Below are 17,407 nucleotides of genomic sequence, written 5' to 3' on the forward strand. Positions count from 1 at the left end.
ATGGCGGGAACGGGTGCGGGAGACCTGCGGGCGGCGGATCTGGTCGGTGTGGTGCAGAACCTGCTGAACCGGGTCAAGGCGTTGGAGTTGGCGGCCGCGGTGCGGGCGGTGACGTTCGTGGCGGATGCCTCCTCGACGTCGTCGGCGTCGTACGTGCGGATGGCGTGGTCGTCTTTTGCCCGGTCGGGGTCGCAACTCGCGGTGAATGTGTCGCTGACGTTGTCGGGCGCGACCAGCGTTGATCTTCAGCTTCGGGCGGACGGGACGCAGATCGGGGTGGCCAACGCCACCGGCTCGGGCACGGTGGTGTTGTCGGGTTTTCTGCCTGCGAGCTGGGATTTCGGGGCGCACAAGACGGTGGAGGTGCAGGCGCGCGTCAACGCCGGGTCGGTGACGGTCGCCGTGGTGGGGGCCTCGCACCGGTGAAAGCAGACACTGAGACGGTCGGCGGGTCATGATGCGCAGCCGTTGACATCGAGGTATCGCGGGGGCGGTCATGGGTGAGGCAGAGCAGGAGCCGACGCGGGGTGAGCTGTCGCGTTCGATGGGCCGCATGGAGAACATGATCACGGAACTTCGGTCGGAGTTTCGTGAGGTGATGGGGGAGTGGCGTACGCACATCGCGTCGGCGGCGCTGCTGTCGCAGCGGGTGGGGCAGATGGAGGCTAGTCACAGCGACCAGGAGACGCGGCTGCGGCTGGTCGAGCGGGACATGGCCGGCCGTAAGGAGGCCGGTGAGAAGTCGCGGCGGATGAACATGTGGATCGCCTCGGCGATCTCTATGTCCGGCGTGGTGATCACGCTGGTGTTCAACCTCGTGAAGTGAGGAAACGGAAGCGGACACTAGGTGCGGCGGGTGCTCATCCTGCGGAGCGGAGATCTTCCGAGCTGCTGGAGGGCAGAGCAATGTCGGACTTCCTGAAGAGTCACCTGCGGACGTATGTTCCGATCTGGGTGGGCGCGCTGGCTGCGTGGCTGGCGGCCAAGGGCATCGACCTGGACGTCAACGCGGCCGTGCTCGTCGTGACCGGCGTCGTGACGTCGGCGTACTACACGCTCGCGCGGGTGCTGGAGCGCTACCCGTCCACGGCGTTCCTGGGCAGGTTCCTGCTGTCGGTGGGTTTCGCTGCGGCGCCGGTCTACGGCGGGGCGGTCGCCGGCGCGGCCGGTTCGGCTGGTTCGGGCGGGTTCGCCTCGGGTGGTCTCCTTCCCGACGGCGGTGTGTCGTACGGCGGCGGGGAGGGCTTCGACTTCTCGTCGGAGCGGCCGAGGGGCTAACCTGACCGCGGAGAACGGCTGAGACTGCCATTGCAGGGTCTTGGGGGTTTTTCCGGTAGGTGCGTCGTCCCTGGTGTGGGTGACGGGCGAGGAGGCCGCTCCTTTCGTCCGTTGCGAAGCTCACGTCTGGGGGCGGCGCACTTTTTTGTGCCGCCCCCGGGGTTACAGGCCGGCGGAGACGGGGTGTCGGCCGGGGGCGGCTGCGGGGTCGTGTGGGTGGCGGGTGCGGGCCAGGTACCAGTCGTCGAGCTCGCGGGCGATTTCGGCGGGGTCGGCGTCGTCGGGGTAGGGGACGGGCGCGGGGTCGCTTTCGGCGATGACGGGCCATACGCCGTGCTGGCCATCGGCCTCGGCGAGGTGGGTGAGGTCGCAGGACTCTTCGAACTCGCGGCGGGCCTGGGCTTCGGTGCGGCGGAGCTTGGCGGCGATGGCCGGCCAGTCGGCTCCTTTCATCAGGGCCACGGTGACTGCGCGGTGCAGCTGTTCGGCGGCTAGGAGCTGGGCGCTGAGGGCGTGGTCGAGGAAGTCGAGGCCCGAGCGGTTTGCGTCGTCGCGGGTGGTGACCATGGACGTGGCGTGTTCGGCGGCGGTGACGCAGATGCTGCTGTAGCCGACGCGGGCGGTTTGGCGGCCGTCGAGCCGCAGGGGTGGTCGGTGTGTGCGGTCGTGTAGCACCGGGTGGACCTCCGAGGGTGGGGAGAGCACGGGGGCATCCAGCTGAAGTTGTGCAGATCCAACCTTAGGGATTGACAGGGTTGTTTCACAGCGGGACGACAGATGTTTCAGGCATCCGGGCGTGATCTTGGGATTTCTCGCAAGTTGCTTATGTCCTCAGACAGGTCTAATCTAACTACAGAATAACCTTTGTTCCGTAGTGTTGAAACGGATGCAGACGGTAGCCGGTCCAAGCGGGTTCCATGCCGCCAGATCGCTCCCTGCCCGTGACACCACGACGGCCACACCGTCGCGGATCGGGTGAGGAGCGGCCTCACCTGACCCGCCCAACCGGAAGGACATTTGCGTGACTATCGACTCCTTGACCCCCCTGGCCCCTGCGGGGCAGCCTCCGCTGATCTTCCAGCGGATGGCTGGCGTGATGGCTGACATCAAGCCGATCGCCATGAACGGTGAGAACAAAGAGGTGGGCTACAAGTTCCGTAGCATCGAGGACGTGATGAACGCCGTCCACGCGGCGCTGGTCAAGCACGAGGTCCTCCCGATCCCGCACAAGGTGGTGGAGCGGAACGTCTACGAACGGGGGCGTGAGACGGGGCGCCCGGCGGGCCGTCAGGCTCAGACCGGTCCCGTGGTCGTGGTGGCGCAGGCGGTCTACCAGTACCGCTTCTACACGGTTGATGGCTCGTTCATCGAAGCTGAGATCCCTGCGGAGGCCACCGACACCGCGGACAAGGCGACGAACAAGACGCTGACGGCCGCCTACAAGTACCTGCTGCTCCAGTCGTTCGCGATCCCGTTCGAGGCGACGATGCCGCGCGGCAGCGGCGGCATGTACGACGGCGACGCCGACCACATCGAGCGGCCGGGCGAGCAGTTCGCCGAGCAGCCCGCCGGGCAGCGTCAGGCCCCGGCGCCTGCTCCGGAGCCGCCGTACAAGCCCAACAACAAGCGCGCGGTTGCGGCGTTCGTCAATCGCATCGGCAAGGGCACGACGGAGCCGGAGCTGGACGAGGCCGAGCGGGACCTGCGCGAGATGTCGGCGAAGAGGCATCTCAGCGAGGGCGACAAGAAGTATGTGTGGAACCTGCTTGAGAAGCGGCGGGGGAACCTGGGGCTGCCGCTGGGCCCGGCGGAGAGCCGGGGGCAGGGCGAGGGTGGCCAGGCGCCCGCCGCCCCGGCTGCGCCGCCCGCTGAGCCTGCGGCGGCGCCTGCCGAGCAGGAGGAGCCGTCGGCCGAGCCGGACGCCGGGCCCGCCCCGGGCGAGCCGAGCGCGCCGCAGGGCGAAGGGTTCGTGCCGGACGACGCCGATGCCGTCGAGCTGTTCGGCCAGGAGATCGCCGGGGTGAGCGGTGAGGCCGCCGTCGCCCAGCTCGACAGCATCGAGACCACCCTCCACCAGCTCAAGAAAGACCAGGAGCTGACGGCTGGGGACCACGCGCACCTGATGGAGACGCTCCGGCTCAGCCGGGTGTCGCTGGGCCTGCCCGAGGGGTCGTCCTGGCAGCCGCCGGTTCTGGCGGGGGCGGGGGTGGCCGAATGAGCGCCGCCCTGGGCCGCACAGACGGCTCCCGGGTGTTCCTCGCGGGCCGCGTGCTGGAAGCGATCGCCGGGAAGCTGATCGCCCGGGGGCAGGCCGCGCTGAACGCCACCGGCGAGCACGACGTGCCGGTGCTGCCGGTCGGGGACCGCCAGAGCGGCTACCTCGGCCGTCACCGGATGGGCCGGGTCCTGATGGCTGACGGGAAGGTCACCGTGTCGTTGGAGGCCGATCACCCGGCGGCGGTGGCGTGGGCGCTGGGCCGCGACCACTACCGGGCCCACGTGATCACCTACCAGGCGCTCGCGCCGTCGCTGGTGGAGCAGCTCAAGGCCCACGCCAAGACCACCGGGGAGCCGGTGGACAAGAACGGCGAGATCGTGCCCGGCCTGACGATCCGCACCGGGCAGCCGACGCCGACCAAGGAGCTCGACGCCGAGTTCATGGAGCAGCTGCTCGCGGACGAGCAGATCGACGCCCTCGTGGAGGCGCTGCTGTCCGGCCGGGCGACCCTGCCCGGCCTGCCCGCCCCGATCCTCGAAGGGAGCTCGTCGTGACCGGGGAGTCGCTGGAGGAGCTCGCGGAGATGGCCGCGAGAGGGTCGTGGGCCGAGCAGGGGGTGTGCGGGCAGGTCGATCCGGACCTGTTCTTCCCCGAGCCGACCGAGCGCGCCCAGGCCCGGGAGCAGTCCCAGCAGGCGCGGAAGGTCTGCCGCCGCTGCCCGGTGCGCCGCAAGTGCCTGCGCACCGCCCTGAACCGCCGGGAGCGGTTCGGGGTGTGGGGCGGCGCCACGGAGCAGGGGCGGCGCAAGCTGGAGTTCGTCGAGGACCTGGGGCGTGTGGCATGAGCCGCCGCAACCGCCGGATGCGGCCGGGCACGATCCGCCACGCCCGCAAGCCCCGGTGGTCGAAGAAGTCGCGGTGCCCGGAGACGGGCAAGGTCCGCTACACCTCGAAGGGGGAGGCGGCCTACTGGCGGTCGCGGCTGCACCTCGGGGACCGCAAGCAGGTCTACGTGTGCGAGCACTGCGGGTTCCGGCACCTGGGCCGCCCGTTCTGGCGGGGCACCCGCCGCCACTCGTGGGGGCAGTGTCCGGTGGATCCGTCTCCGGCGTATCGGTCGGAGGCGGCGGCTGCTGCTCAGGTGATCCGGATCGGCGGGGCGATGGTCGCGCCGTGCCGTGGTCACTGGCACGTCACCCCCCTCCCCGTCGTGTGACACAGATCACACTGTTTGGGGCGAACGGAGACAGACGTTAGCCCTCGGCCCCTGGTGGTCTGCGCGGGCTCAACTCCGGGAGCGGCACCCGCCGCTCCCGGAGGAGGGCAGACCCGCCCGTCCACCGAGGGGACCTCCACATGATCGACACCTCCCCTGCCCCCGCCGGTCCCGGCGACCACACAGCCGGTTTGACCTGCGGAAACACCGCGAATGGAATGGCCGAACAGGTGATCAATCCACTAGACTCGGCTATAGAACACAATATCGAAAGCGACAACGGCGACCCCCGAGAGGATCGCCGTCGCGGGCAGGAACAGGACGCAGCAACGTCCCCCTGCCTGCCTCACTCATCTACTGCAACGCAACATGAGGAGGCCACCGTGAGCGTATCTGACGCTGCCCGTGGTTCTGGAGTAACCCGGCGTCCTTTTGTCTCGGTGATCCCGTCGGGGGTCCCCGCTGGGTTGTCGGCCCGCTCGTACGGCGTCTACTGCTACATGGTCGCGTCCGGCGCCGACTGGTTCACCGTGTCGTCCCTCATGGAGGTGTTCAGCGACCGGCGCGACGGGCTCAACACCACCATGAGTGAGCTGATCCGGGCCGGGCTGATTGCCTCCGTTGAGCGGCGCGAGAAGAACCTGGTCCGTCGTGGCTACCGGGTGGTGTCATGACGGTTGGGATGCGGCACCGCCGCCGCGCTGGCACCTACATGCCGCGCACGACCATCCGCGACACCGACCTGTCGTACCTGGCGCTGGGCCTGCTCACCTACTTGCTGGACCGCCCCAGGAACTGGCAGGTTCGCGGCGATGCGCTGGCGGCCGAGCGCGACGACCCCGAGGGCCGTGTGATGAAGGCGCTCGCGCGCCTTCGCGAGAAGGGCTACTACCGGCTGGAGCGGCGCCGTCTGCTGTCGGGCAAGTTCGCCATGGGTACCGCTGTGTCCGAGGACCCGGTGGAGGAGTGGATCGCCGACAACGCCGAGTTCGGCGGGAAGCCCGTTGACCTCGTGCAGCAGCCGGATGGCAGCTTCCTCGTGCTCCACAAGGACGGCTCGATGACGTCGGACGGGTTCGAGGATCTGGAGGACTTCGGCGACGAGCTGGAGGAATACGACGAGGACGAGGGCGATCCGGACGCCTATTCCCGGTTGTGGGATAACCCGGAGCCCGAGGATGCGGTTCCGGTTCAGCCGGAACCGCAAAAGCCGGACCCCGGTCAGCCGGACCCCGGTTCCCGCGGGCCCTTTAGAAGTACTGAGAAGAAGAACCGAGAAGAAAGTTCAGGTTCCTTCGCTAGCGCTCAGAAACCTGCGGGGAGCGCGCAGCAGCCGAGCCTTCTGGGTGACGACATCCCGCCCGCTCCAGCGGCCGAGACGCCGAAGAAGCGCCGCAACACCACCAAGGAGCGCACTCCCGAGGAGCAGGCACGTTTCGACCAGGCCGACGAGATCGCCCGTGGGTGGTGGGCGCGCTGCGACGTGCTCGGCATCCCGAACATCAAGCGCAGCAACAGCGGCGTCACAGGCTTCGTTGGGTTCCGCGCGATGATCGAGCGCACCCTCGCCGCTGACTGCGACGTCAACGAGATCAAGTGGGCGCTCGAAGACCTCCGCGACCCGTTCCCTAGCACCCCCCGGCTGACAAACGCCATTGGCAGGCGACGCGGCGCTGTCCCCCAGCAGAGCGGCTACGGCAAGCCCAACACCCGCGTCCACATCGACAACGTCCCCCAGGCCGAGCGCGACTTCGCCGCCGCCGCCTTCGGCGACACCCCCAAGAACGGAGTGTCCTGGTGAACCAGTCCCTCCGGCGGCCCAACCGCCCCGGTATCCCGGTCTCCCAGATCGAGACCACGCAGGTCGGCAACAACATGGCCCGCGTCGAAGCTGTCACCGGCCGCCCGCCCACGAGCCTCGCCCCCGTCCTGCGCGGCAAGGCCCAGCTCGACCCCGCCGAGATCGCCCGCATCGAAGCCCTCTACGCCGAAAGCGACCGCGCCTCCCACGAAAGCGCGCTCACCCGCCGCGAAGAAGGCCGCGCCCGCCTCTGGCACCGCCGAGTCCCGCAGAAGTACCGCACCGCCACCTACGACCAGTTCAAACCCCAGCAGGACCCGACCGGCATGCACCTGGCCACCCGCACCAAGACGACCAACGCCGTCACGGCGTGGCTCGACGGCCCCCACCAGGGCCTCCTGCTCAAGGGCCCCTCCCGGCACGGCAAGTCCTACGCCGCCTACGCCATCGGCCACGCCGCCCGCGCCCGCGGCCTGTACGTCTCCGCCTGGTCCATGCCCATCCTCAACAAGGCACTGCGCGGCGACCTCGGCGAGAAGGAAGGCACCGCCGCCTGGACCGACGTCCTCGACTCCGATCTCCTCTACCTCGACGACATCGGCCGCGAAAACGTCACCAGGTGGACGACGGAGCAGCTCCACATCATCGCCGAGCACCGGCTCACCACCGGCGACGACGACGGCGACGGCGGCACCCGCACCTGGCCGCGCCGCACGATCACCTCGACCAACCTCGGCTACAGCGACCTCATCGAGCTCTACGGCGACCCCCTCGTCGAGCGGCTCCTCGAAGACGCGATGGTCGCCGTCATCGAAGGCCAGAAGCTGTCGGCCTTCGCCACCGACCCCTTCTAACCCCCATGGCCACCGACCACGAGAAGTACCGGGCCGCGCTGCGTGATCAGCAGCGCGCCCGGCACCCGGGGGTGCCGGTCCCGTACCGGATCACGGCCGCGCTCGACAGCCGAGACATGGACGGCCCCGAAGTAGACCGCGCCCTGGGCGGCGAAGAACCCATGGTCGATGACTGGGAAGCGGGCAAGACCGTCCCCACCCCTGAGCAGATCGAGGCCCTCGCTCGCCTCACCGCCTACCCCGTCGAGTTCTTCTACCTGCCCGCCCCACCGCCCATGATCGCGAACCTGTGCCGCCGCAGCGGCCCCCGCAAAGACCGCTGCCAGAAGGTCAACCTCGGCGGCCCACCCGCACCGGCCGCCCCCGTCATCCCCATGACCGGCCGCAGCCACGTCTGGGCATGCCGCGTCCCGACCTGTCCCACCCGCGGCAAACCCCACCCGGCCGCCACCGCCCAAGCAGCCGCCGCCGGGTGGCGCCGCCACTACCTCACCGAGCACTACCAGGCACCCACCCCGAACCTGACCACCCCCCGACAACCCCCTACGGAGCTCTCATGACCACCCCCGCCCCCGCCACGCCGATCACCGGCTGGCGCACCATTGACTTCTCGCCCGCCACCGGCTGGCTGCTCGTCTACCTCAGCAACGACGCCCCCGGCGGGTACTTCACCGTCCCAATGGTGGGCTGGCTCATCCAGGAGGAATGCGACCTCGACCCGGTCACCGACGCCCCGATTCTCCGCAAGGTCGCCCGGACCCGCGTCGTCGCCGGCGTCGCGTTCGACGGCGTCGTCGAGGAGGCCGACGCCGCGGAGAACTTCTGGCAGGCCCTCCCCATCAGCGCACCCGCCCCCACCGCCGAGGCGGCCAGGCAGGAAAGCGCCGAGCGGCGCCGACGCCTCGGCCCCGACCGGACCGGAAGGACCTCCTGATGCGCCGCACCTACCTCCTGCACGGCATCGGCTGGCTCCTGGCCACCGTCGCCATCGCCGTCCCGGTCATCTTCAACCTGTCCTGGTGGTCCATCCCGATCGTCATCTGCGCCTGGCTCGGCATCATGTCCCTGGCCCAGGCCGTCCTCAGCGACTACTGATGACCCCCCTCGCCCCCGCCGCTTCGAGCCCGTGCCCGGCCTGCGGCGGCACCTTCCCCGGCGACGCCCCCGATGACTCCACCGTCTGCCGGTGCGGCATCTGGGCCGCCGCCCCCTGCCCCCTGAACGCTGGAGAGCCCATGGCCCCCACCGCCGCGATGACCCGCCGCGACGCCCAGATCTGCCGCCTCTACGCCGACCCCACCATCCTCATCGCCGACATCGCCGCCCGCTTCAACCTCTCCGCCCCCCGCATCAGCCAGATCGCCCGCAAGAACAACCTGCCTCTGCGCTGCCCCACGAACGCGCCCAAGCGCGCCAACGGCGCCGAGATCCGCGAGGACTTCCTGGACGGGATGGACAAGTCGGCGATCGCCGCCAAGCACGGCGTGGTCCTCGACACCGTCACCTACCACCTGCGCGCCGCCGGCCTCATTCCCCCGCCCGTTCCCCGCGCCGTGGCGCGCGCTGCCAGCACGGCCCGCACCACCGTCGCGGCGTAAACGCCGCGTTGACCCGCGATCGGGCGCGGACACTACCCGTCCGCGCCCCGCAGGGTGCCCCCCATGGACACCACCACCAGCACCCTGCCCGCGCCCACCTCCCACGAGGCCGACGACATGGCGTTCGGCCAGCTCGCCCGTCTCGTGGAACTCCGCCAGGACCCCACCCGCTACTCCATGACCATCGACGGCGAAGAATTCCCCTACCACACGGCGGCCGACGACACGATCGTGTCCGTCCCGTACCAGGGGCTGCCCTTCCTGACGTTCACGCTCCTCGCCGAGCACGTCCAGATCGACAACCGGCTGCACACCCTCAGGCGCCCGGTCTCCGAACCCTGGGACATCCCCGACGCCACCGCCTCGCGGCCTCTGCGGGCGGGGAAGGCCTCCGGGTGGGCGGCACGCATGCGCGCCAAGCAGGCCGACACCATGATCGACGGGTACGCCTTCGCCGGCATCGTCCAGCTCCGCGGCTACGCCTTCAACTGGCAGATGACGATCGACGGCGAGGTCTTCCCCTACCGGCTGGCCCGGACGGCGTACATCCCCGTCACCACTGGTGAGATCCCCAAGGTCGAGATCACCCTCCCGGCCGAACGCATCACCATGGACCTGGCCGAGCGGCGCCCGGCCGCCGACTCCGGCTGACGCCTGGCCGCCGGTCGGCCAGGCGAGCTACCCTGACGGTATGACCACCGCCGAGCAGACCCTCCGCCGCACCCCCGAGCAGGCCGCCGCCGGCCGCGCCGCCCTCATGGCCCTGCTCGGCCAGCCGCCCGCGGCCGAGGATCTCGACCTCGTCGCCCGCCGGGACATCGCCCTGGCCGCCCAGCTCGCCCCGCGCGCCGCCGCCCACGCGGAATGATCGGCCTCGTCTTCGACGTCTCTGCGCTGCGCCTGTGGGGCGAGCAGGCCAGTCGATACCTGGAGGCCCTCGTATGGGCCCGCGCCACCCACACCGGCCACCTGGCCCCCCTGATCATCCCCACCCCCGCCCTGGTCGCCGCGCTCGCCGGAATCCGGCCGCCCGCCCGCGCCGTCCTGGACGTCCTGCTCGGCCTCGACATCCACATCGCCGAACCGCTCACCCCGGCGATCGCCCCGGCCATCGCCGACCTCATGCGCGCCGCCCGCACTTCTGCCCCCGAGGCGGTCACCGCGGCCGCCGTCGTCCACGCCGCGAAATCCCGCAACCTGCCGGTCTGCACCACCAACCCCTACCCGCTGCAGGCCCTGTGGCCCGACATCGTGATCGATCTAATCCCCTGACCAGGCAAAACGGGGGCAGACACTAACCTGTCGATCCCTGCAACCTTCCGGTGACGCCAGATCACCGGGAGGTTTTTTCATGCCCCGCCCCAGCAGTCCGCGCCCCATCCAATGGCGGTGGTGGTGCCGCATCACCGGATGCCCCGTCGCCGGCCGCCGCTTCGCCGCGCCCTCCCGCGCCGCGGCCCTGGCCGACTTCGCCGGCCACTACCGCGACGGCCACACCGCGCCCGCGACGGCCGCGTCGTGAAGGGCGGCCAGGAGTTCGCGCTCTACATCACCGTGGTGACCGTCGCGCTGAGCATCGCCCTGGCCCTGCTGTGCCAGGAGCGGCGCCGCGCCGCGGTGCTGCGCCGCGAGCTGGCGCGCACCCGGGCCCGGCTGGAGACGCTGACGGGCATCCTCGCGCCGATCCCCGAGCAGCTGCTCGCCGGGAAACGACCACGCCTGTCCCCCCAGGACCTGGCCACGATCGCCGTCCTGGTCGAGCACGACGGCCCCGAGGGCGAGCAGCTCCTGGCGCTGGAAGCGGCCTTCCATCCCAACCCCAATAGACAACATTAGAGAATAACGCTAAAGTCTGTGGTGTCGGCAAGGCGGTGAGCGGCACCGCCCCAACCACCACCGGAAGGACCCCCACCTTGATGAACACGACCTACCTCGTCCCCGAACTGGCCGCCGCCGGATTCCCCCAGGGCAGCAACAGCGACCCCGACCGCTGGTGGGCGCGCATCACCGTGGCCGACCTCGTCGAGGTGGACGTGGACCAGGAGACCGACCGCGCCACCGTCGCCCGCCTCATGAACAACCCCGCCCCCGACGACGAGATCACCCCCACCGAGTGGACCGCCGACTTCGACGAGACCGTCCCCGCCGGTCTCGTCGCCGGGTTCGCGCTCCTCGCCCGCCACTTCCCCGAGGGCACCGACGCCCAGGAGTTCCTGGCCACCCTCACCGCCGCGTTCGCCCCCGCCGACGCCGAGATCGTCACCCCCGAGGTGATCGCCGAGCAGATCGAGGACCTCACCGGCCAGCTCAACACCGCCCTGCGCCACGAGGACGGCATCGACGACCCCGCCGCCGTCCTGCGCCACCTCACCGCCTCCGCCCAGCGGGAGATCACCACCCTCCACCTCCTGGAGGACAACGCCGACAACACCGACGGCAAGCACGCCGTCGTAACCGCCTCTCACGTCTCGCACGCGGGCACCTGCATGTCGGCGTTCGCCGAGATCCTGGAGGCCGCCGCCGTCTCCGCCCAGGCCGCCCAGGACGAGACCGCCGCCCAGGCCACCACGTCCTCCCAGCGGCACGGCCTCGGCACCCCCCTGGGCGACCTCCTGCCCGACGGACGGCACGCCACCCGGCCCGCCAACGGCGTCTTCAAGGCCATCATCGCCGCCCCCGGCTCCGCCCGCACCGGCCAGCCCGCCGCCTGACCCACCCTGGCGCCCGCCCGGCCCCACCAGCCGGGCGGGCGCTTCTCAACCCCATCCCCCCGAGGACACAGAACATGTCGATCACCCACCTCAACGGCCAGAACCGGACCATGCCCGCCGACCAGGCCCGCGCCCTGTTCCTGCTCGCCGACGGCCACACCGTCCAGGTCGCCGCCACCGAGACCGGCCTGAAGGTCCTCACCGTCGTCCAGGCCGCCCGCCGCCAGGGCTGGACCGTCCACCCCAGCACCGGCATGGCCTTCGACCCGGCCAGCGACAACAAACTGCCGGTCCTGTCCGACGACCTCGCCGCCATCGCCCGCGCCTGGACCCCGCCCAAGCCCGCGCCCGCACCGGCCGCCGAGGGCTCCGTGGACGAGCTCCTCGCCGACGCCGCCGCCTGCGACGACCGCCACGTCCAGACCGCGCTGAGCCGCGCCCGCGACGCGATCGACAGGCTCCGCGGAACCTACGCCGGAGTGGCCGAGCGCCGCGCCGAGGAGGAGAGGCAGGCCGCCGCCCGCGAATCCGCACTCGCCGACGTCGCCGACCTCGAAGCGCAGCTCGCCGCCGCCCGCCAGCGCGTGAAGGACACCAAAGCCACCACGTCGAAGAGCCGCACCTCCTCCAACGTCCCCACCGACGCCGAGGTCCGCGCCTGGGCCCAGGAAAACGGCGTCGAATGCAGCCGCATCGGCCGCGTCAGCCGCACCGTCCGCGCCCAGTACGAGGCCGCACACCGGCCGGTCGCCGTATGACCACCACCACCTGGACCCGCCGCGGCGCCTGCCGCACCGCCGACCCTGAGCTGTTCTTCCCCATCTCCCACACCGGCCCGCGCGGGCAGGCCGACACCGAGGAAGCCAAGAAGGTCTGCCGCGCCTGCACCGTCCTGCGCAACTGCCGCGCCGACGTCCTCGACAACCCGCCCGAGTACGGCGTGTTCGCCGCCACCACCCCCGACGAGCGCCGCACCCTCCGCGCCCGCCGCCTCAACCCCAACTAACCCCCCCGAGGAAGACCCCCATGACCGCGATCAACGACCGCTACGTCCTCGTCCAGGGCGACACCCACATGTACTACCTGCCCGAGACGGGCACCAGCCGCCACGCGCGCAGCAAGCGCAAGGTCTACGCCCCCGGGGACATCCCCATGACCGAACTGAACAAGCCCGGCTGGTGGGCCAGCACCGGCCCCGCCCCCGAGATCACCATCCACATCCCGCAGTGGGACCGCACCACCAGCTACACGCTGCGCGACCCGGCCACCGCGTCGGAGAAGTTCCCCCCCACCCTCACCCCCGAGGAGTTCGAGACCGCGGCCGCCGGAAGCCTCGACACCGAGACCATCCACTACAACCTGTACAAGCCCGTCACCGAGCCCGTCGCCGACGTCATCACCACCATCTCCACCACCGGCTGGCCCGTCCTGACAGACGCCGTCCCCGACGTCTTCGGAGAGCGCCCCTGGCACGCCTCCCTGCCCTCCGTCCTCACCCAGCGGCCCGAATACCTGCACCTGTTCCCCGGCTACCTCGACGGCCTCCGCGACCACCTCAAGAACGTCATCAAGGCCCTGCCCGGAGTCCAGTACTGCTACGTCAAGGACAACCACCTCGACGTCACCATCCAGGTGCCGCTCGACCTGCCCCGCACCCAGTGGGTCACCCCGCCCAACCAGTACGGGCCCTCCCGCCGCAAGCCCAAGCCCGTCGAGCGGCCGGTGCTCGTCACCCGCCACCTGCGCCTGCCCGTCCCCGACCGCGTCCCCGGCCCCAACCAGGAAGCCGCGATCCACGCCTGGGACCGGGCCGTCGCCCACTGGGTCGCCGTCGTCACCGACGCCAAGGCCGCTGCATGCCACCACTGCGACGGCACCGGCCACGTCCCCCTCGGCTCCACCGAGTACACCCCCACCAAGCCCTGACCCTCACCCGCCCCCGGGGCGGCGCCACCAGCGCCGCCCCTCTCCCCACCAGAGAGGAGACACCGTGGCTTCGTTCGCCGATGCCCGCACCGCTCGTATCCGCCACGTCCCCGGCCTCAACGGAGGCTGCGAAGTCTGCCTCAACACCATCGAGCCCGGCCAGAAATACGTCCGCTTCTCCGCCACCCCGCACAGCGACGAGTGGGACGGCGACACCTGGGCTCACATCAAGGCCCACGCCCCGGCCGGACGCTGCATCCAGAAGGAGGGGACGAGCCGTGGCTGAGCCCCCCTACTCTCATCTCCTCGGGCTCCCCGAGGAGTGGGTTCTGGACGCCACCGAAGCCTGGCACGAGGCCCCGCGCAACCACTTGGGTCACATCGCGCTCGACGAGCTGATGGCCTTCATCCTCGCGCGAGTCGCCCCGACCATCCAGGCCGACGCCGCCGCCCGCCAGCGCGCCGACAGCGCCGCCCAGGTCCGGCAGATCTTCGAGGACGGCCCCCACGGGCTCGCTAACTTCCGGGCCTTCATCAAGCGCCACGACCGCCTCATCACAGGCGACAGCGTCGTTGCCGTGGGCCTGGCGCTCGCCGACGAGCTCGAAACCCCCGCCAAACCCTGACCCCCACCCGACCCGCCCCCCTCGGAAGGCCACGCCGTGCCCATCGACAAAGCCCCTTACGACGCCCGCGGAAACCTCCAGCACTACCCCGGGCCGTCCTACAGCGCGCAACTCGGATCGGTGCCGACCGACTGGCGGCCCAACACCCCGTTCACCGCCACCCTCACCTTCCGCGGCTCCCAGCGAGGCCGCTCCGCCGCCTACTTCCTGTGGGAGGACGCCAACGGCCGCACCTACCCCATGTTCCTCGCCGACCTCGGCGACCTGATCCTCTCCACCACCCTCGACAAGGGCGTCATCACCGGCGAATGGATCGTCGGGAAGCGCGGCAAGAACTACGGCCTCAAACACCACAAGCCCGCCCCACCGTCCAAGCCCCGCCAGCGCAAGACCCGCTCCGCCGGCGGACCCGCCGAGCCCGCCCCGACCGGAAGCGAGGAGCCGTGACTCCCGGCCAGGCCACCCTCTGGGACCTCCCCCAGCCCCCCACCCGGCCCCTTCCCCGCCCCGACGAGCGCCTCCCGCACGCCAAGCCCGCCCCCCGCCGAAACCACGTCCTCAACATCCCCCGCGCCCGCCTCACCGAAGAAGCCAAGGCCCAGGACTGCGAACCCACCTGCATGGTCTGCGGCAAACCCGAAGGCCGCGGCCTGTGCTCGCCGCGGTGCCGCGTCCTGTGCGCCAACAGCGCCCAGCCCGGCCGCACCGAGGTCTGCATCATCACCACCCGCGTCACCGCCCGCCTCGCCGTCGGCGTCCACGGCGCCGAACCCGGCCGGAAACTCGCCGTCGTGGACGAATGCCCGCACTGCGAACGCGTCCACTGGCACACCCCCCAGTACGGCACCCACTACCGAGTACCGCCCTGCCGCCAGCCCTACCTCCTCACCCTGCCCCGCCCCCGCATCGGCCCCGGAGGCGTACTCCTCACCCCCGGAACGGACACCCGATGACCACCGACAGCCTCGGCGACCGGATGAAGCGCTACGAAGCCACCACCCGGGCCGTCCTCCCGCCCCGCACGTACACGATCCTCAGGGTGGACGGACGCGCGTTCCACACCTTCCTGCGCCACGCCGAACGCCCGTTCGACGACCGCGTCATGGACTGCATGGACGAGGTCGGCAAAGCCCTTTGCGCCGAGATCTCCGGCAGCGTCCTCGCCTACACCCAGTCCGACGAGTGCTCTGTCCTGATCACCGACTTCACCAGCCACGGCACACAGCCGTGGTTCGGCGGCGTCGTCCAGAAGATGACCAGCATCGCCGCGTCCCTCGCCACGGTTGCGTTCAACGAGGCGTACGCCACCCCGTACGGCGGGCGGCGGGCCCTGTTCGACGCTCGCGTGTTCACCCTCTCCAGCCCCGTCGAGGTCGCCAACTACTTCCTGTGGCGGCAACGCGACTGCGTCCGCAACAGCATCACCATGGCCGCCCAGGCGGTTTTCTCCCACCGCGACCTGCACCGCAAGTCCACCGACGACATGCAGAACATGCTGTGGGCCGAGGGCATCAACTGGAACAACTACCCCGACGGTGCGAAACGCGGACGGGTCTGCACCCGCCGCGCCGCCGAGCAGGCCACCATCAGTTCCATCCGCTCCTGGTGGGAGACGCAGGCCGCCCCGCACTTCACCGCCGAGCCGGACAGTTGGCTGGCCTCGACCATCCCCACCCTGCCGACCCTCACCCCCGGGGACCACCCGCAAAAGTGAGGAGCCAACCTCCCGCAAAACTGACGACCCAGAAAGATCACCAATGACCACGCCTACCAACGCGACCGACACCTTCGACCTCCCCGAGGAGCTCGCGGAAGCGCCCGTGCAGTTCTGGACCTGTTTGAACCGCGACCACAAGACCGTCACCTGGCAAGGCGACATCGCATCCTGCGGCGAGTGCGGGCTCACCTCCGACATGACGCGCAGACGCGACAAGCTGGTCGCCGAACGGGTGCGCGCCGACGAGCGCACCCACATCGCCGCCATGGTCCGCCACTACTTCGCCGCGTCGGACGACCCGCTGTGCGAGGACGTACGGATCTTGTGCGGGCGCATCGAACGGGGAGAGCACTCGGCCGCCCCCGCCCCCGGAGAGCAGGAAACCATGGCGCCCGAGCAGGCCGCCATCGCCCGGGACCTTCCGCAAAAATGAGGAGCCGAACCGTGGACACCTACGAGCACCAGCGCACATGGAAGGTGAGGGAAAACGTGTACCTCACCGTGGGATGGAACGTCCCCCGGCCGCTGCGCCGCCTGGTCGCTCTCTTCGAACAGCGCAAGAGGTAACCACCTCGGGCGCCTGCTCGAACTCCCAGCCAACTCCCAACATCTCCCAGGGCTGGGAGGAACTCCCAACTGCTGCCAGCAACTCCCAAAATGGCAGCAACGCCCTCACCCTGACCGTGAAGCCCCGCGCCCCCCACCGAGCGCGGGGCTTCACGCGTACCTGCACAAACGAACCCAGACACTAACCCATCCCCGCCGCGATGCTCCCGCGTCATGACCACGATCCCCACCGCGGCCCCCATCCCCCGCGACCTCGGCACCCCGATCTACGACCGCCTCGAAGCCGAATACAGCCGGCGCCGCCACCCCGCCGCCCGCCCGCCGGCCGCCCCGGCGACCGCGCATTTCGAGATCACCCCTGACGGCCACGCGACCCAGCTCGCCCCCCTGGTGTCCGGTCTGGTCGCCCAGCTGGCCGTCGCCGACGACGAGCAGACCCGGGCCTTTCGCGAACCCCGCGAGCTGACCCCAGCCGACCTCGCTGACGCCTTCGGCGTCCCCCTCTCCGTCCTCGGCCTCACCCCCGAGGAACCGGCCACCGCCGAGTTCCCTGCCCTCACCCCCAACCCCTGGTTCACCCGCGACACAGACAAGGCCACCACATGAGCACCAGCACCGACACCAGCAACCGCGAAGCCCTCGCCTTCCTCTCCGGATGCGGCGCCTTCCTCCTCCACATCTTCGGCAGCGCCCTCCTCATCGGGGGCCTGGCCGTCGCCGTCCTCGCAGACGGAGTCCTCGCCGGCATCCTGTGGACCCTCATCACCCTCCTGGTCATCGCAGGCGGCCTCACCGCGGCCAACCGCACGTACAAGAAACTCCGCCGCGACCGCACCCCCGAACCAGTCATCCGGCCCACCGTCACCAAGACGGACCTCAACTAGCTGTGGAGCGCC

General features: G+C 70.5%; 33 protein-coding genes. 32 read left to right on the forward strand and 1 reads right to left on the reverse strand.

All coding sequences use genetic code 11. The annotated features are described in order from the left end of the window. The 3 genes from ABD817_RS37365 to ABD817_RS37375 all read left to right on the forward strand — a co-directional run bounded on the left by ABD817_RS37365 (nucleotide 1) and on the right by ABD817_RS37375 (nucleotide 1,278). The gene (locus tag ABD817_RS37365) at nucleotides 1-426 is read left to right on the forward strand and encodes a hypothetical protein (protein ID WP_344923175.1); all 426 of its coding nucleotides are present in this window, start codon (nucleotides 1-3) and stop codon (nucleotides 424-426) included. Between the two features lie 70 nt (nucleotides 427-496). Further along, the gene (locus tag ABD817_RS37370; RefSeq protein WP_344923176.1) at nucleotides 497-826 is read left to right on the forward strand and encodes a hypothetical protein; all 330 of its coding nucleotides are present in this window, start codon (nucleotides 497-499) and stop codon (nucleotides 824-826) included. 80 nt (nucleotides 827-906) lie between these two features. Continuing rightward, on the forward strand, nucleotides 907-1,278 hold the full coding sequence (locus ABD817_RS37375) for a hypothetical protein (protein WP_344923177.1): 372 nt from the start codon (nucleotides 907-909) through the stop codon (nucleotides 1,276-1,278). Between the two features lie 162 nt (nucleotides 1,279-1,440). Here the strand turns inward: ABD817_RS37375 and ABD817_RS37380 are convergent, their stop codons facing one another. Beyond that, complete coding sequence (locus ABD817_RS37380; protein WP_344923178.1) at nucleotides 1,441-1,983, reverse strand: hypothetical protein; 543 nt, start codon at nucleotides 1,981-1,983, stop codon at nucleotides 1,441-1,443. 316 nt (nucleotides 1,984-2,299) lie between these two features. On the opposite strand from ABD817_RS37380, the gene ABD817_RS37385 reads away from it, so the two are divergent. The 29 genes from ABD817_RS37385 (at nucleotide 2,300) to ABD817_RS37525 (ending at nucleotide 17,395) form a co-directional block, all read left to right on the forward strand. After that, a complete protein-coding gene (locus ABD817_RS37385) occupies nucleotides 2,300-3,496 on the forward strand; it encodes an ERF family protein (protein WP_344923179.1) in 1,197 nt (398 codons plus the stop codon). Beyond that, complete coding sequence (locus tag ABD817_RS37390; RefSeq protein WP_344923180.1) at nucleotides 3,493-4,050, forward strand: hypothetical protein; 558 nt, start codon at nucleotides 3,493-3,495, stop codon at nucleotides 4,048-4,050. Before ABD817_RS37385 ends, ABD817_RS37390 begins: the two co-directional genes overlap by 4 nt. Next, nucleotides 4,047-4,340 carry a WhiB family transcriptional regulator gene (locus ABD817_RS37395; RefSeq protein WP_344923181.1) on the forward strand — a complete coding sequence of 98 codons (294 nt, stop codon included), beginning with the start codon at nucleotides 4,047-4,049 and terminating at the stop codon, nucleotides 4,338-4,340. Before ABD817_RS37390 ends, ABD817_RS37395 begins: the two co-directional genes overlap by 4 nt. After that, complete coding sequence (locus ABD817_RS37400) at nucleotides 4,337-4,711, forward strand: hypothetical protein (protein WP_344923182.1); 375 nt, start codon at nucleotides 4,337-4,339, stop codon at nucleotides 4,709-4,711. Before ABD817_RS37395 ends, ABD817_RS37400 begins: the two co-directional genes overlap by 4 nt. Nucleotides 4,712-5,151: 440 nt before the next feature. Further along, nucleotides 5,152-5,385, forward strand: coding sequence for a hypothetical protein (locus tag ABD817_RS37405; RefSeq protein ID WP_344923183.1), 234 nt, complete (start codon nucleotides 5,152-5,154; stop codon nucleotides 5,383-5,385). After that, nucleotides 5,382-6,512, forward strand: coding sequence for a hypothetical protein (locus ABD817_RS37410; RefSeq protein WP_344923184.1), 1,131 nt, complete (start codon nucleotides 5,382-5,384; stop codon nucleotides 6,510-6,512). The genes ABD817_RS37405 and ABD817_RS37410 overlap by 4 nt, the downstream gene beginning before the upstream one ends. Next, the gene (locus ABD817_RS37415) at nucleotides 6,509-7,366 is read left to right on the forward strand and encodes a P-loop NTPase family protein (protein WP_344923185.1); all 858 of its coding nucleotides are present in this window, start codon (nucleotides 6,509-6,511) and stop codon (nucleotides 7,364-7,366) included. The genes ABD817_RS37410 and ABD817_RS37415 overlap by 4 nt, the downstream gene beginning before the upstream one ends. Before the next feature lie 5 nt (nucleotides 7,367-7,371). After that, nucleotides 7,372-7,926: a helix-turn-helix domain-containing protein gene (locus ABD817_RS37420; protein ID WP_344923186.1), complete on the forward strand. Its 555-nt coding sequence runs from the start codon at nucleotides 7,372-7,374 to the stop codon at nucleotides 7,924-7,926. After that, the gene (locus ABD817_RS37425; RefSeq protein WP_344923187.1) at nucleotides 7,923-8,300 is read left to right on the forward strand and encodes a hypothetical protein; all 378 of its coding nucleotides are present in this window, start codon (nucleotides 7,923-7,925) and stop codon (nucleotides 8,298-8,300) included. The genes ABD817_RS37420 and ABD817_RS37425 overlap by 4 nt, the downstream gene beginning before the upstream one ends. Next, nucleotides 8,300-8,461 carry a hypothetical protein gene (locus tag ABD817_RS37430; RefSeq protein WP_344923188.1) on the forward strand — a complete coding sequence of 54 codons (162 nt, stop codon included), beginning with the start codon at nucleotides 8,300-8,302 and terminating at the stop codon, nucleotides 8,459-8,461. Before ABD817_RS37425 ends, ABD817_RS37430 begins: the two co-directional genes overlap by 1 nt. After that, nucleotides 8,461-8,964, forward strand: a complete 504-nt coding sequence (locus ABD817_RS37435) for a hypothetical protein (protein ID WP_344923189.1) — start codon at nucleotides 8,461-8,463, stop codon at nucleotides 8,962-8,964. Before ABD817_RS37430 ends, ABD817_RS37435 begins: the two co-directional genes overlap by 1 nt. A 63-nt stretch (nucleotides 8,965-9,027) precedes the next feature. After that, on the forward strand, nucleotides 9,028-9,615 hold the full coding sequence (locus ABD817_RS37440; protein WP_344923190.1) for a hypothetical protein: 588 nt from the start codon (nucleotides 9,028-9,030) through the stop codon (nucleotides 9,613-9,615). 40 nt (nucleotides 9,616-9,655) lie between these two features. After that, a complete protein-coding gene (locus ABD817_RS37445; RefSeq protein WP_344923191.1) occupies nucleotides 9,656-9,832 on the forward strand; it encodes a hypothetical protein in 177 nt (58 codons plus the stop codon). Further along, a complete protein-coding gene (locus ABD817_RS37450) occupies nucleotides 9,829-10,236 on the forward strand; it encodes a hypothetical protein (RefSeq protein ID WP_344923192.1) in 408 nt (135 codons plus the stop codon). The genes ABD817_RS37445 and ABD817_RS37450 overlap by 4 nt, the downstream gene beginning before the upstream one ends. 79 nt (nucleotides 10,237-10,315) lie before the next feature. Then, a complete protein-coding gene (locus ABD817_RS37455) occupies nucleotides 10,316-10,486 on the forward strand; it encodes a hypothetical protein (RefSeq protein WP_344923193.1) in 171 nt (56 codons plus the stop codon). Beyond that, nucleotides 10,483-10,800 carry a hypothetical protein gene (locus tag ABD817_RS37460; RefSeq protein WP_344923194.1) on the forward strand — a complete coding sequence of 106 codons (318 nt, stop codon included), beginning with the start codon at nucleotides 10,483-10,485 and terminating at the stop codon, nucleotides 10,798-10,800. Before ABD817_RS37455 ends, ABD817_RS37460 begins: the two co-directional genes overlap by 4 nt. A gap of 80 nt (nucleotides 10,801-10,880) precedes the next feature. Further along, entirely contained in the window at nucleotides 10,881-11,675 is a 795-nt protein-coding gene (locus ABD817_RS37465; protein ID WP_344923195.1) for a hypothetical protein, read from the forward strand. A gap of 74 nt (nucleotides 11,676-11,749) precedes the next feature. Further along, nucleotides 11,750-12,433, forward strand: coding sequence for an Lsr2 family DNA-binding protein (locus ABD817_RS37470; protein ID WP_344923196.1), 684 nt, complete (start codon nucleotides 11,750-11,752; stop codon nucleotides 12,431-12,433). Then, entirely contained in the window at nucleotides 12,430-12,681 is a 252-nt protein-coding gene (locus ABD817_RS37475; RefSeq protein WP_344923197.1) for a WhiB family transcriptional regulator, read from the forward strand. Before ABD817_RS37470 ends, ABD817_RS37475 begins: the two co-directional genes overlap by 4 nt. A 20-nt stretch (nucleotides 12,682-12,701) precedes the next feature. Next, nucleotides 12,702-13,601, forward strand: coding sequence for a hypothetical protein (locus tag ABD817_RS37480; RefSeq protein ID WP_344923198.1), 900 nt, complete (start codon nucleotides 12,702-12,704; stop codon nucleotides 13,599-13,601). A 64-nt stretch (nucleotides 13,602-13,665) separates the two neighbouring features. Next, a complete protein-coding gene (locus ABD817_RS37485) occupies nucleotides 13,666-13,887 on the forward strand; it encodes a hypothetical protein (protein ID WP_344923199.1) in 222 nt (73 codons plus the stop codon). Beyond that, nucleotides 13,880-14,227 carry a hypothetical protein gene (locus ABD817_RS37490; RefSeq protein WP_344923200.1) on the forward strand — a complete coding sequence of 116 codons (348 nt, stop codon included), beginning with the start codon at nucleotides 13,880-13,882 and terminating at the stop codon, nucleotides 14,225-14,227. The genes ABD817_RS37485 and ABD817_RS37490 overlap by 8 nt, the downstream gene beginning before the upstream one ends. 36 nt (nucleotides 14,228-14,263) lie before the next feature. Next, nucleotides 14,264-14,674, forward strand: coding sequence for a hypothetical protein (locus tag ABD817_RS37495; RefSeq protein ID WP_344923202.1), 411 nt, complete (start codon nucleotides 14,264-14,266; stop codon nucleotides 14,672-14,674). Beyond that, nucleotides 14,671-15,180, forward strand: coding sequence for a hypothetical protein (locus ABD817_RS37500; protein ID WP_344923204.1), 510 nt, complete (start codon nucleotides 14,671-14,673; stop codon nucleotides 15,178-15,180). The genes ABD817_RS37495 and ABD817_RS37500 overlap by 4 nt, the downstream gene beginning before the upstream one ends. Beyond that, complete coding sequence (locus tag ABD817_RS37505) at nucleotides 15,177-15,941, forward strand: tRNA(His) guanylyltransferase Thg1 family protein (RefSeq protein ID WP_344923205.1); 765 nt, start codon at nucleotides 15,177-15,179, stop codon at nucleotides 15,939-15,941. Before ABD817_RS37500 ends, ABD817_RS37505 begins: the two co-directional genes overlap by 4 nt. Before the next feature lie 43 nt (nucleotides 15,942-15,984). Then, nucleotides 15,985-16,377 carry a hypothetical protein gene (locus tag ABD817_RS37510; protein WP_344923206.1) on the forward strand — a complete coding sequence of 131 codons (393 nt, stop codon included), beginning with the start codon at nucleotides 15,985-15,987 and terminating at the stop codon, nucleotides 16,375-16,377. Between the two features lie 11 nt (nucleotides 16,378-16,388). Further along, on the forward strand, nucleotides 16,389-16,511 hold the full coding sequence (locus ABD817_RS37515) for a hypothetical protein (RefSeq protein ID WP_344923207.1): 123 nt from the start codon (nucleotides 16,389-16,391) through the stop codon (nucleotides 16,509-16,511). A 213-nt stretch (nucleotides 16,512-16,724) separates the two neighbouring features. Beyond that, the gene (locus tag ABD817_RS37520) at nucleotides 16,725-17,117 is read left to right on the forward strand and encodes a hypothetical protein (protein WP_344923209.1); all 393 of its coding nucleotides are present in this window, start codon (nucleotides 16,725-16,727) and stop codon (nucleotides 17,115-17,117) included. After that, nucleotides 17,114-17,395: a hypothetical protein gene (locus tag ABD817_RS37525; RefSeq protein WP_344923210.1), complete on the forward strand. Its 282-nt coding sequence runs from the start codon at nucleotides 17,114-17,116 to the stop codon at nucleotides 17,393-17,395. Before ABD817_RS37520 ends, ABD817_RS37525 begins: the two co-directional genes overlap by 4 nt. Nucleotides 17,396-17,407: the final 12 nt, after the last annotated feature.

Origin of the sequence: Streptosporangium oxazolinicum (genome assembly GCF_039537505.1) — a bacterium.
In the GTDB taxonomy this organism is placed as follows: domain Bacteria; phylum Actinomycetota; class Actinomycetes; order Streptosporangiales; family Streptosporangiaceae; genus Streptosporangium; species Streptosporangium oxazolinicum.

Excerpts from the sequence above, each read along its gene's own strand:
- ABD817_RS37365 (WP_344923175.1), top strand. The coding sequence starts at position 1 with ATGGCGGGAACGGGTGCGGGAGACCTGCGGGCGGCGGATCTGGTCGGT.
- ABD817_RS37370 (WP_344923176.1), top strand. The coding sequence starts at position 497 with ATGGGTGAGGCAGAGCAGGAGCCGACGCGGGGTGAGCTGTCGCGTTCG.
- ABD817_RS37375 (WP_344923177.1), top strand. The coding sequence starts at position 907 with ATGTCGGACTTCCTGAAGAGTCACCTGCGGACGTATGTTCCGATCTGG.
- ABD817_RS37390 (WP_344923180.1), top strand. The coding sequence starts at position 3,493 with ATGAGCGCCGCCCTGGGCCGCACAGACGGCTCCCGGGTGTTCCTCGCG.
- ABD817_RS37400 (WP_344923182.1), top strand. The coding sequence starts at position 4,337 with ATGAGCCGCCGCAACCGCCGGATGCGGCCGGGCACGATCCGCCACGCC.
- ABD817_RS37410 (WP_344923184.1), top strand. The coding sequence starts at position 5,382 with ATGACGGTTGGGATGCGGCACCGCCGCCGCGCTGGCACCTACATGCCG.
- ABD817_RS37420 (WP_344923186.1), top strand. The coding sequence starts at position 7,372 with ATGGCCACCGACCACGAGAAGTACCGGGCCGCGCTGCGTGATCAGCAG.
- ABD817_RS37425 (WP_344923187.1), top strand. The coding sequence starts at position 7,923 with ATGACCACCCCCGCCCCCGCCACGCCGATCACCGGCTGGCGCACCATT.
- ABD817_RS37430 (WP_344923188.1), top strand. The coding sequence starts at position 8,300 with ATGCGCCGCACCTACCTCCTGCACGGCATCGGCTGGCTCCTGGCCACC.
- ABD817_RS37435 (WP_344923189.1), top strand. The coding sequence starts at position 8,461 with ATGACCCCCCTCGCCCCCGCCGCTTCGAGCCCGTGCCCGGCCTGCGGC.
- ABD817_RS37440 (WP_344923190.1), top strand. The coding sequence starts at position 9,028 with ATGGACACCACCACCAGCACCCTGCCCGCGCCCACCTCCCACGAGGCC.
- ABD817_RS37445 (WP_344923191.1), top strand. The coding sequence starts at position 9,656 with ATGACCACCGCCGAGCAGACCCTCCGCCGCACCCCCGAGCAGGCCGCC.
- ABD817_RS37450 (WP_344923192.1), top strand. The coding sequence starts at position 9,829 with ATGATCGGCCTCGTCTTCGACGTCTCTGCGCTGCGCCTGTGGGGCGAG.
- ABD817_RS37455 (WP_344923193.1), top strand. The coding sequence starts at position 10,316 with ATGCCCCGCCCCAGCAGTCCGCGCCCCATCCAATGGCGGTGGTGGTGC.
- ABD817_RS37465 (WP_344923195.1), top strand. The coding sequence starts at position 10,881 with ATGAACACGACCTACCTCGTCCCCGAACTGGCCGCCGCCGGATTCCCC.
- ABD817_RS37470 (WP_344923196.1), top strand. The coding sequence starts at position 11,750 with ATGTCGATCACCCACCTCAACGGCCAGAACCGGACCATGCCCGCCGAC.
- ABD817_RS37475 (WP_344923197.1), top strand. The coding sequence starts at position 12,430 with ATGACCACCACCACCTGGACCCGCCGCGGCGCCTGCCGCACCGCCGAC.
- ABD817_RS37480 (WP_344923198.1), top strand. The coding sequence starts at position 12,702 with ATGACCGCGATCAACGACCGCTACGTCCTCGTCCAGGGCGACACCCAC.
- ABD817_RS37505 (WP_344923205.1), top strand. The coding sequence starts at position 15,177 with ATGACCACCGACAGCCTCGGCGACCGGATGAAGCGCTACGAAGCCACC.
- ABD817_RS37510 (WP_344923206.1), top strand. The coding sequence starts at position 15,985 with ATGACCACGCCTACCAACGCGACCGACACCTTCGACCTCCCCGAGGAG.
- ABD817_RS37520 (WP_344923209.1), top strand. The coding sequence starts at position 16,725 with ATGACCACGATCCCCACCGCGGCCCCCATCCCCCGCGACCTCGGCACC.
- ABD817_RS37525 (WP_344923210.1), top strand. The coding sequence starts at position 17,114 with ATGAGCACCAGCACCGACACCAGCAACCGCGAAGCCCTCGCCTTCCTC.